This is a genomic window from Arthrobacter jinronghuae, from assembly GCF_025244825.1.
Taxonomy (GTDB): Bacteria; Actinomycetota; Actinomycetes; order Actinomycetales; family Micrococcaceae; genus Arthrobacter_B; species Arthrobacter_B jinronghuae.
This window is the reverse complement of record NZ_CP104263.1, coordinates 2872809-2884431: the sequence shown is the minus strand read 5'-3', so window position 1 is coordinate 2884431 and position 11623 is coordinate 2872809. Positions and strand designations below refer to the sequence as shown.

5 protein-coding genes are annotated in these 11623 nt (G+C 63.7%); all 5 read left to right on the top strand.

Going from position 1 to position 11623, the window contains the following annotated elements:
• Positions 1-263: 263 nt before the first annotated feature.
• The 5 genes from rpoB (at position 264) to N2K98_RS13465 (ending at position 11509) form a co-directional block, all read left to right on the top strand.
• Positions 264-3764, top strand: a complete 3501-nt coding sequence (gene rpoB, locus N2K98_RS13485; protein ID WP_255796982.1) for a DNA-directed RNA polymerase subunit beta — start codon at positions 264-266, stop codon at positions 3762-3764.
• A 191-nt stretch (positions 3765-3955) separates the two neighbouring features.
• Positions 3956-7846 carry a DNA-directed RNA polymerase subunit beta' gene (locus N2K98_RS13480; RefSeq protein ID WP_255796983.1) on the top strand — a complete coding sequence of 1297 codons (3891 nt, stop codon included), beginning with the start codon at positions 3956-3958 and terminating at the stop codon, positions 7844-7846.
• Between the two features lie 134 nt (positions 7847-7980).
• Positions 7981-8748 carry an IclR family transcriptional regulator gene (locus tag N2K98_RS13475; protein WP_255865007.1) on the top strand — a complete coding sequence of 256 codons (768 nt, stop codon included), beginning with the start codon at positions 7981-7983 and terminating at the stop codon, positions 8746-8748.
• A gap of 152 nt (positions 8749-8900) precedes the next feature.
• Positions 8901-10181: an MFS transporter gene (locus N2K98_RS13470; protein ID WP_255865008.1), complete on the top strand. Its 1281-nt coding sequence runs from the start codon at positions 8901-8903 to the stop codon at positions 10179-10181.
• Positions 10182-10312: 131 nt separating this feature from the next.
• Entirely contained in the window at positions 10313-11509 is a 1197-nt protein-coding gene (locus N2K98_RS13465) for a 4-hydroxybenzoate 3-monooxygenase (RefSeq protein ID WP_255796986.1), read from the top strand.
• The last annotated feature ends 114 nt before the right edge of the window (positions 11510-11623 follow it).

The window sequence follows — 11623 nt, the reverse complement described above, 5'->3', positions numbered from 1 at the left end:
CGGAACGTCCTTTCGGAGGGGTTGAGCGAAGCAGGGTTCAGATACCGGGTAGACTTGTCTGCCCATAATGCCCTATAGTGGATATTTGCTTCCTCCTGTTAACCTTCAGCCTTCATATAGCGGTGGGCTTCGTTCCGTGCCGGGCAGTATCCGCAACCTGTGGATAGGCCCCATGCCGGACATCGGGACGCACACGGACTCGGTCCGCATAGTGCAGGGGAGGAGGCGTGAAACACGCCTGAAGGTCTGTGGAAGGATCCCTCTTGGTCGCCTCGAGCACCTCTAATAACGAAACCGCTACTAATCCGGAGAACGCAGCTTCCCGGATTTCATTCGCAAAGATTCACGAACCGCTTGACGTTCCCAATCTTCTTGCCCTGCAGACGGACAGCTTTGACTGGCTCGTCGGCAACGAGCGCTGGAAGGCGCGCGTTGAAAAGGCGCGGGAGACCGGCGAACAGGGTATTGCCACCACTTCCGGCCTGGCTGACATCTTCGAGGAAATCTCCCCGATTGAAGACTTCCAGGGCACCATGTCCCTGAGCTTCTCGGAGCCGGAGTTTGCCGACCCGAAGTACACCATGGCGGAGTGCAAGGACCGGGACGCTACGTACTCGGCCCCGTTGTACGTTAAAGCCGAATTCATGAACAACAACACGGGTGAAATCAAGCAGCAGACCGTGTTCATGGGCGATTTCCCCCTCATGACCGACAAGGGAACGTTCGTCATCAACGGCACCGAGCGTGTTGTTGTTTCCCAGCTGGTCCGTTCCCCGGGCGCGTACTTCGAGCGCACCGCGGACAAGACCAGTGACAAGGACATCTACACCGCGAAGATCATTCCTTCCCGCGGTGCATGGTTTGAACTTGAGATCGACAAGCGCGACCAGGTGGGCGTCCGCCTGGACCGCAAGCGCAAGCAGTCCGTCACCGTGCTGCTCAAGGCACTGGGCTGGACCGAAGGCCAGATCCTCGAGACCTTCGGCGAGTACGACTCCATCCGGGCCACCCTGGAAAAGGACCCGACGGAAACCCGCGAAGATGCCCTGCTGGACATCTACCGCAAGCTCCGTCCGGGCGAGCCGCCCACGGTCGAGGCTGCCCAGACCCTGCTGGACAACCTGTACTTCAACCCGAAGCGCTACGATCTGGCCAAGGTTGGCCGTTACAAGATCAACCGCAAGCTGGGCATCGACAAGCCGCTGACGGATTCCGATGCTTCGGTGCTGAACAATGACGACATCGTCGCCATGATCAAGTTCCTCGTTGCACTGCACGCCGGCGAGAAGACGGTTCCGGGCAAGCGCAACGGCGACGACGTGGACATCCGCGTCGAGGTCGACGACATCGACCACTTCGGCAACCGCCGCATCCGCGCCGTCGGCGAACTGATCGAAAACCAGATCCGCACGGGCCTGTCCCGTATGGAGCGCGTAGTCCGCGAACGGATGACCACCCAGGACGTCGAGGCCATCACGCCGCAGACCCTGATCAACATCCGTCCGGTCGTTGCTGCGATCAAGGAGTTCTTCGGAACCTCCCAGCTGTCGCAGTTCATGGACCAGAACAACCCGCTGGCCGGCCTGACGCACAAGCGCCGCCTGTCCGCGCTGGGCCCGGGCGGTCTGTCCCGTGACCGCGCAGGCATGGAAGTCCGAGATGTGCACCCGTCCCACTACGGACGTATGTGCCCCATCGAAACCCCTGAAGGCCCGAACATCGGCCTGATCGGTTCGCTGGCTTCCTACGGCCGCATCAACGCCTTCGGCTTCATCGAAACCCCGTACCGCAAGGTCGAGGAAGGCGTAGTCACCGACAAGGTCGACTACCTGACCGCCGATGACGAAGTTGAGCGCACGATTGCCCAGGCAAACGCTCCGCTGCGCGCCGACCAGCACTTCGCCGAGGACCTCGTCCTCGTCCGTGCCCGCGGCGGCTCCGGTGAGCCCGTCCTCGTTGAGCCCAACGAGGTCGAGTACATGGACGTCTCCCCGCGCCAGATGGTGTCGGTGGCTACGGCCCTGATTCCGTTCCTCGAGCATGACGATGCCAACCGCGCCCTCATGGGTGCGAACATGCAGCGCCAGGCTGTGCCGCTGCTCCGTTCCGAGCGTCCCGTCGTGGGCACCGGCATGGAGAAGTACACCGCCGTTGACGCCGGCGACTCCGTGACCGCAAAGAAGCCCGGTGTTGTCACCGAGGTTTCCGCTGACCTCGTCACCGTCATGAACGACGACGGCACCGAGACCAGCTACCCGATCATGAAGTTCGAGCGCTCCAACCAGGGCAACGCCTACAACCAGCGTGTGCTGGTCTCCGAAGGCGCCCGGGTTGAGGTCAACAGCATCATCGCTGACGGTCCCGCAACGGACCAGGGTGAACTGGCCCTTGGTAAGAACCTGCTCGTGGCATTCATGTCATGGGAAGGCCACAACTACGAAGATGCCATCATCCTGTCCCAGCGCATGGTCTCCGACGATGTCCTGACCTCCATCCACATTGAGGAGCACGAGGTTGACGCCCGCGACACCAAGCTTGGTGCCGAGGAAATCACCCGCGACATCCCCAACGTCTCCGAGGAGGTGCTGTCGCAGCTCGACGAACGCGGCATCATCCACATCGGTGCCGAGGTTGAAGCCGGCGACATCCTGGTCGGCCGTGTCACCCCGAAGGGTGAAACGGAACTGACTCCGGAAGAGCGCCTGCTGCGCGCCATCTTCGGCGAGAAGAGCCGCGAAGTCCGCGACACGTCCCTGAAGGTGCCCCACGGCGAGTCCGGCACCGTCATCGGCGTCCGCATCTTCGACCGCGACAACGACGACGAGCTGCCCCCGGGCGTCAACCAGCTGGTCCGCGTTTACGTGGCCCACAAGCGCAAGATCACCGACGGTGACAAGCTGGCCGGCCGCCACGGCAACAAGGGCGTCATCTCCAAGATCCTCCCGATCGAAGACATGCCGTTCATGGAAGACGGAACCCCCGTCGACATCATCCTGAACCCGCTGGGTGTTCCGGGCCGAATGAACGTCGGACAGGTCCTGGAAATCCACCTGGGCTGGGCTGCCAAGCAGGGCTGGAAGATCGAAGGCGAGCCGGACTGGGTCAAGGACCTGCCGAACCTGCCCCGTGAAACCGGTCCCACCACGGTTGCCACCCCGGTGTTCGACGGCGCCAGCGAGGACGAGATCACCAACCTGCTCGACTCCACCAACGTGACCCGTGACGGCAACCGCCTGATCGGTGCCTCGGGCAAGGCCCGGATGTACGACGGCCGCTCCGGCCAGCCGTTCCCGGACCCGATCTCGGTCGGCTACATGTACATCCTGAAGCTGCACCACCTGGTGGACGACAAGATCCACGCACGCTCCACCGGTCCGTACTCCATGATCACGCAGCAGCCGCTGGGTGGTAAGGCACAGTTCGGCGGACAGCGCTTCGGTGAAATGGAAGTCTGGGCCCTGGAAGCGTACGGCGCCGCCTACACGCTGCAGGAACTGCTCACGATCAAGTCTGATGACATCCATGGCCGCGTGAAGGTCTACGAAGCCATCGTCAAGGGCGAGAACATCCCGGAGCCCGGCGTTCCGGAATCGTTCAAGGTCCTGATCAAGGAAATGCAGTCGCTCTGCCTGAATGTGGAAGTCCTCTCCACCGAAGGCAACACGATTGAAATGCGTGACTCGGATGAAGAAGTCTTCCGGGCCGCGGAGGAACTGGGTATCGATCTGTCCCGTGCAGAGCCCAGCTCCGTCGAAGAGGTTTAGCAGTATCACCGTCCCGGCTGGCGCCGGGACGGTCCGGAACGGCGGCAACGAAATTCCGCGGCTCGCAGAGCTCGCAACGGAATATTAAAGCCGCCTAACCCGGACCGCCTGGCGCCAGTGGGATGGTCACCTAGAGCTCTTTCCGTACCCCGAGACATTCAGATTTAGAGAACAAGAGAGAACAGGGACCCATGTCCAACGATTCCACGTTCGGCCTCATGCGAATCGGCCTTGCCACCGCGGACGAAATCCGCGGTTGGTCTTACGGCGAAGTCAAGAAGCCGGAAACCATCAACTACCGAACCCTGAAGCCGGAGAAGGACGGTCTTTTCTGCGAAAAGATCTTCGGTCCTTCCCGCGACTGGGAATGCTACTGCGGTAAGTACAAGCGCGTCCGCTTCAAGGGCATCATCTGTGAGCGCTGCGGCGTCGAGGTCACCCGTGCCAAGGTCCGCCGCGAACGCATGGGCCACATTGAGCTCGCCGCTCCGGTCACCCACATCTGGTACTTCAAGGGTGTTCCGTCCCGTCTGGGCTACCTGCTGGACCTGGCACCGAAGGACCTTGAGAAGGTCATCTACTTCGCTGCCTACATGATCACCTCGGTTGACGAAGAAAACCGCCACGCGGAGCTTCCGAACCTGCAGGCCGAGCACGACGTGGAGCGCAAGCACCTCGTCGACCAGCGCGACTCCGACATTGCCGCGATTGCCAAGGACCTCGAAGGCGAGCTTGCCCGCCTCGAGGGCGAAGGCGCCAAGGCTGCCGACAAGAAGAAGGCACGCGACTCCGCCGACCGCCAGATGGCCAAGGTCCGCCGCGACGCCGACAACAACATCGAGCGCCTCGAGCAGGTCTGGGACCGGTTCAAGAACCTCAAGGTCGGCGACCTGGAGGGCGACGAAGGCCTCTACCGCGAACTGCGTGACCGCTACGGTCTGTACTTCGAAGGCTCCATGGGTGCCGAAGCCATCAAGAAGCGTCTTGAAGACTTCGACATGCAGGCCGAGTCCGAGAACCTGCGCGACATCATCCAGAACGGCAAGGGCCAGCGCAAGACGCGTGCCCTGAAGCGCCTGAAGGTTGTCAACGCGTTCCTGACCACCACGAACAGCCCGCTGGGCATGGTCCTGGACGCCGTTCCGGTCATCCCGCCGGAACTGCGCCCGATGGTCCAGCTCGACGGCGGCCGTTTCGCGACGTCGGACCTTAACGACCTGTACCGCCGCGTGATCAACCGCAACAACCGCCTGAAGCGCCTGCTGGATCTCGGTGCCCCCGAGATCATCGTGAACAACGAAAAGCGGATGCTCCAGGAAGCTGTTGACTCCCTGTTCGACAACGGCCGCCGCGGCCGTCCGGTCACCGGACCGGGCAACCGTCCGCTGAAGTCGCTGTCCGACATGCTCAAGGGCAAGCAGGGCCGCTTCCGCCAGAACCTGCTGGGTAAGCGCGTTGACTACTCCGGCCGTTCTGTCATCGTCGTTGGCCCGCAGCTGAAGCTGCACCAGTGCGGCCTGCCGAAGCAGATGGCACTGGAGCTCTTCAAGCCGTTCGTGATGAAGCGCCTGGTTGACCTCAACCACGCCCAGAACATCAAGAGCGCCAAGCGCATGGTCGAGCGTTTCCGTCCGCAGGTCTGGGACGTGCTGGAAGAGATCATCACCGAACACCCGGTGCTGCTCAACCGTGCACCCACCCTGCACCGCCTCGGCATCCAGGCCTTCGAGCCGCAGCTCGTTGAAGGTAAGGCCCTTCAGCTGCACCCGCTGGTCTGCGGCGCCTTCAACGCTGACTTCGACGGCGACCAGATGGCAGTCCACCTGCCGCTGAGCCCCGAAGCCCAGGCTGAAGCACGCATCCTGATGCTGTCCTCGAACAACATCCTGAAGCCGTCCGACGGCCGCCCGGTCACCCTGCCTTCGCAGGATATGATCATCGGTCTGCACCACCTCACCACCAAGCGCGACGGCGCTGCCGGTGAAGGCCGCGTGTTCGGTTCCATGGCCGAAGCCATCATGGCCTTCGACATGGGCGAGCTGCACCTGAACGCACTGGTAAAGATGCGCGTGGACGGCTTCGTCCCCAGCGCAACCCAGCCGGCACCGGAAGGTTGGGAAGAGGGCACTCCTGCCCTCATCGAAACCTCCCTCGGCCAGGTCATCTTCAACCAGACGCTGCCTGCGGACTACCCGTGGGTAAAGGAAGTTGCCGACAAGGGCCAGCTCTCCGCGATCGTCAACGATCTGGCTGAGCGGTACCCGAAGGTTGTCACGGCAGCAACGCTGGACAACCTGAAGGACGCCGGTTTCTACTGGGCCACCCGCTCGGGCGTTACCGTTGCCATCTCCGATATCGCGGCTCCGATCGACAAGCCGGCCATTATGGAAGGCTACGAAGCCCAGGCTGCCAAGGTTGAAAGCCAGTACGGCAAGGGCCTGATCGCTGAAGACGAGCGCCGCCAGGAACTGATCGACATCTGGAACAAGGCCACCAACGAGGTTGCTGCTGCAATGCGGGCGAACATGCCCGAGTTCAACAACATCAACCGCATGGTGTCCTCCGGCGCCCGTGGTAACTGGCTGCAGGTCCGGCAGATTGCCGGTATCCGTGGCCTGGTGGCCAACCCTAAGGGTGAGATCATCCCGCGCCCGATCAAGTCCTCGTACCGCGAGGGCCTGTCGGTGCTGGAATACTTCATCGCCACCCACGGTGCCCGTAAGGGTCTCGCCGATACCGCTCTGCGTACCGCCAACTCGGGTTACCTGACCCGCCGTCTGGTGGACGTTTCCCAGGACGTCATTGTCCGCGAGGAAGACTGCGGCACCGAGCGCGGCCTGAACGTAACCATCGCGGTTCCGGACTCCAACGGCGAACTGCAGCTGCACGAAGAGGTCGAGAACTCGGCGTACGCCCGTACGCTGGCCACCGACGTCACCGACGCACAGGGCAACGTCCTGGCCAAGGGCGGCGACGATGTGGGCGACGTCCTCATCGCCAAGCTGTTCGAAGCCGGCGTCACCGACATCAAGATCCGCTCCGTACTCACCTGTGAGTCCGCCGTCGGTACCTGTGCACTTTGCTACGGCCGCTCCCTGGCCACGGGTAAGACCGTGGACATCGGCGAGGCCGTGGGCATCATTGCCGCACAGTCCATTGGTGAGCCGGGTACCCAGCTGACCATGCGTACCTTCCACACCGGTGGTGTTGCTTCCGCTGAGGACATCACCCAGGGTCTGCCCCGTATCCAGGAGCTCTTCGAAGCACGTACGCCTAAGGGTGTTGCTCCGATCTCCGAGACCGCGGGTCGGGTCACGCTGGAAGAGACCGACCGCCAGATGCGTCTGGTTGTCACTCCCGACGACGGCTCCGAGGAAATCGCGTACCCGGTCCTGCGCCGTGCCCGCCTCCTGGTTGCCGACGGCGACCACGTCGAGGTTGGCCAGCAGCTGGTCTTCGGTGCGGTGGATCCCAAGCAGATCCTCCGTATCCTCGGCCCGCGCAAGGCACAGGAATTCCTGGTGGACGAAGTCCAGCGCGTGTACCGCAGCCAGGGTGTGGGCATCCACGACAAGCACGTCGAGGTTATTGTCCGCCAGATGCTGCGCCGCGTAACCGTGATCGAGTCCGGCGACTCCGATCTGCTCCCGGGTGAGCTGACCGAACGCCGCCGCTTCGAGAGCGAGAACCGCCGCGTGGTTTCGGAAGGCAAGAAGCCTGCTTCGGGCCGTCCGGAACTCATGGGCATCACCAAGGCCTCCCTGGCCACCGAGTCCTGGCTGTCCGCAGCTTCCTTCCAGGAGACAACCCGCGTCCTGACGCAGGCTGCCATGGAAGGCAAGAGCGATCCGCTGCTCGGCCTCAAGGAGAACGTCATCATCGGTAAGCTGATCCCGGCCGGAACGGGCCTGCCCCGTTACACCGAGGTCACTGTCGAGCCGACCGAAGAAGCAAAGGCCAATCTCTTCACCGGCCCGAGCGCCTTCAGCGACTTCGACTACGCCGGCGTTGACGGCGGTCTGAGCCCCGAGTTCCACGCCATCCCGCTGGATGACTACGACATGGGCAGCGACTTCCGCTAACCAAGGCAACCGGCGCCGCGCGTAAAGCGCAGCGTCAACGGCAGGTCCCGCACCCCAGGGTGCGGGACCTGCCGTGTTTAACGGCTGTGTCAAATAACCGCAGTGGCGGATACCGGCTGTGCAAGACTTAAACCATGGCCAATTCCCCGAGCGGTGAGTCCATGACCAGCCGCATTGTGCGGGTGATCAGCGCCTTCGACGAAACCCACCAGGCCATGCCCATCGCCGTGCTGGCTCGCCGTGCCGGGCTGCCGCTATCCACCGCGCACCGGATCGTGAATGAGTTGATGGGGCACGGCTTCCTGCAGCGAGAGGCCGACGGCAGCGTCCGCCTTGGCCTCCGCCTCTGGGAACTGGCCAACCGCAGTTCCGCTGCCCTGGGTCTAAAGCAGATTGCCATGCCCTTCATGGAAGACATCCAGGCAGTGGTTCGGCAGCACACCCAGCTGTCGGTGCTGCGCCAGGATGAGGTCCTGTTCATCGAGCGCCTTTCCAGCCACGGCTCGGTGCTGAACCACGCGAAGGTCGCCGGGCGGCTCCCTGTCCACGTCTCCTCATCGGGGATGGTCATGATGGCCCACTCGCCGCGGCACGTACAGGAGGAGTACCTGGCGCAGCAGAACCCCGATGCCTCCGAAGAAAAGCGGCTGCGTTCGTCCTGGGCCAAGATGCGCCTGGAAGGCAGCGCACGCCTGCCCGGCGCCGTCGTTCCGGACACCACCGGAATAGCCGTGCCCGTCTTCGGCGCAGGAGGCACTGCCGTGGCCGCCATCGGAGTAGTGGTGCCCACCGGCAGCGAACACATCTCCTCGACCATCCCGGCGCTGATGACTGCTGCCCGCGGGATTTCCCGCGGCCTGGGTGTCCGTGCGGAGGCCGCGGGTCCCCACTACCAGCGCTGACCCCCTGGCAGGCCGGAACCGGCCGTGCCGCGTGGCGCTGCAGGCAGGCGGCGGACGTCCGGGGAATAGTAGTGCCGGGCCGGCAGCACACGGAGACCGTCACCGGTAAATCCGTGCCGGCACTCAATGGGCGCGGCACAACGGGGGACACATTGGCAAAATCAGAGGCAGGCGTGTGGGCGCTGCCTGCTTTCCGTGGTCTGTGGCTGGCCACCACGGCCGTGCATGCTGGCCGCGACGTCGCCGTATTTGCCGTATCGGTGGGAATGATCTCCGTGCTCGGCGCTACCCCGTTCGAGGCCGGGCTGGCCGCGCCCCTAAGCAGCGCCGGGCCGCTGCTCTTCGGACTGGTAGCCGGCGTGGCTGTTGACCGGTGGGGGCAGCGGCGGACCATGCTCGCCATGACCTGGGTCCGTGCAGCAGCCTATGCCTGGGCCGTTGCATCGTTCTTCCTGGGCTGGTTGGCGGCATGGCAGCTGCTGCTGGTGATCCTGGTGGTCGGGATCGCCGACGTGTTTTTTATGGCCGCCCACACCTCGGTATTGCCGCGGCTGGTGGGACGGCACCGCATTGCGGATGCCGCGTCTTCACTGATGGCGTCCGAGCAGGTGGTGTCCTTGGCCGGACCGGCGGCCGGCGGGGTTCTGGTGCGGCTCCTGCCGGCACCGGCAGTGCTTGCGGTAAGCGCAGCCACACAGCTTGTCGCCGCCGCAGGTCTGGCCCGGCTGCCCCCGGACAACCCCGTACCGCGGAAGACGGATCGGCCGGGCATCCGGGAAGCCGTTGCGACGGGGGTCAGGTTCATCGCCGGTCATCGCGTTCTGCTGGCATTGATCATGACAACCGCCACGAACAACTTTGCCGCCGGTCTCTACCAGGCTGCCGAGTCCTGGTTCATCCTTTCCGATCTGGCAATGGACCCGGCGGTCTTCGGCGCCGTCTGGTCCGTCAGTGCCGTGGGCGGCATCGTCGGTGCGGTGCTGGCCCCGCGTATCGGAAGGGCCATCGGCCCGCTCCGCGCAATGCTGCTGGCAGCGCTGATGATGCCGCTGAACTTCGCGCTCGTCCCGCTCACAGCGCTCTGGCCGCATCTCGCGGTGCTGAGCATCGGGGTATCGTTCACCCTCTTTGGCCTGGCGCTTGGCCTGATGATGGTGAACAGCTCTGCCCTGACCACTGCACTGATCCCGGATGATCTCCTGGCCCGCGTCTCGTCCACCCGCCGCACCCTCACCCAGGGCGCCGTCGTGCTGGGCGGTGTCCTCGGAGCGGTGCTGCTGGGCACCGTCGGCGCTGTGCCAACGCTCTGGCTGGCCGTGGCGGTGGCACTGGGCCAGTGCGTGTTCCTGCTCCGGATAGGGGTTCCCCGGCGGGGTGCGCTGCTGCCTTCGGAGCTTCCCGGGGAGCCGGAGACCCTGCCCGCTGGAGCGTGAACCGCAACCACCCGCGGCGGGCTGGATCCGGGCCCGTTTCCCATTCAATGAGAATCACTTTGTAGCTCCCCATGTGCCGGCAGTCACACTGGGAGGTAGTGTCCGTTACAAAGTTTTCAAGGGAGTAATAGATGGGTGCAGAGCGCACTATCCTCAAGACGCAGGTCGGCATAGTGGGCGGCGGCCCCGCCGGACTGATGCTTTCGCACCTGCTGTCGAAGTCCGGGATCGACAATATCGTAGTGGAGAAGCGGGACCACGAAACCATCCGCACCACCCACCGGGCCGGCATCCTGGAGCACGGAAGTGTCCGCATGCTGACTGAGACGGGGGTAAGCGACCGGGTGCTTACGGAGGGGTACCGCCACGAGGGAATTGACCTGCGCTTCGGCGGCGAGAGCCACCGGATCGATTTTGAAGACCTGGTGGGGGAGTCCGTGTGGCTGTACCCGCAGAATGAGGTCTTTACCGACCTGGCGGCGGCCCGCGAACGGGATCACGGCGATGTCCGCTACGGAGTTAGCGAAACATCCGTCACCGATCTGGCGACCGACACCCCTAAGATCCTGTTCACGGACAGTAACGGCCGGGACTTTGAAATCCACTGCGACATCCTGGTGGGCTCCGACGGTTCCGGCGGGATCTGCAAGCGCTCCATCCCCAAGGAAGCGCGCACGGATAACTTCATCGAGTACCCCTTTGCCTGGTTCGGCATCCTCACCAAGGCCGCTCCCAGTGCCCCGGAACTGATTTATGCCAATTCCGACCGTGGCTTTGCCCTGATCAGCCAGCGCAACGACTCCGTCCAGCGGATGTACTTCCAATGTGACCCGAACGAGGACGCAGGCGCGTGGAGCGAGGACCGCATCTGGGACGAACTCCAGGCACGGGTCGACGGCCCGGACGGTTTCGAGCTGACACGTGGCCCCATCTTTGAAAAGACCGTCCTGAAGTTCCGCAGCTACGTGTGTGAACCCCTGCGGTACGGCAACTTGTTCCTGGCGGGCGATGCCGGGCACACGGTTCCGCCCACCGGCGCCAAGGGCCTCAATCTCGCCCTGGCCGACGTGAAAGTCCTGTTCGAGGCCATCGACTCGTTCTACGCCACCAAGTCCCCGGACCTGCTGGACGGCTACAGCGACAAGGCCCTGCAGCGGGTCTGGCGTGCGCAGAACTTCTCCTATTGGATGACGTCGATGCTGCACACCCGGACGGACGCCAGCCCCTTCGAACGCAAGCGTGCGCTGGGAGAGCTCAGCGGCGTCGTCTCCTCCCGGCACGGCAGTGCGTACCTGGCCGAGGCCTACACGGGATGGCCGCACGACTAGCGTTCGCATAACGAACATCTGTACATCCAACGAACAGGCGGTGTAACGTGGTCTCGACCACGTGGATGCTTGGAAATCCGGAGCGCGAAGGTGCGCTTCATTGAAAGGAAAACC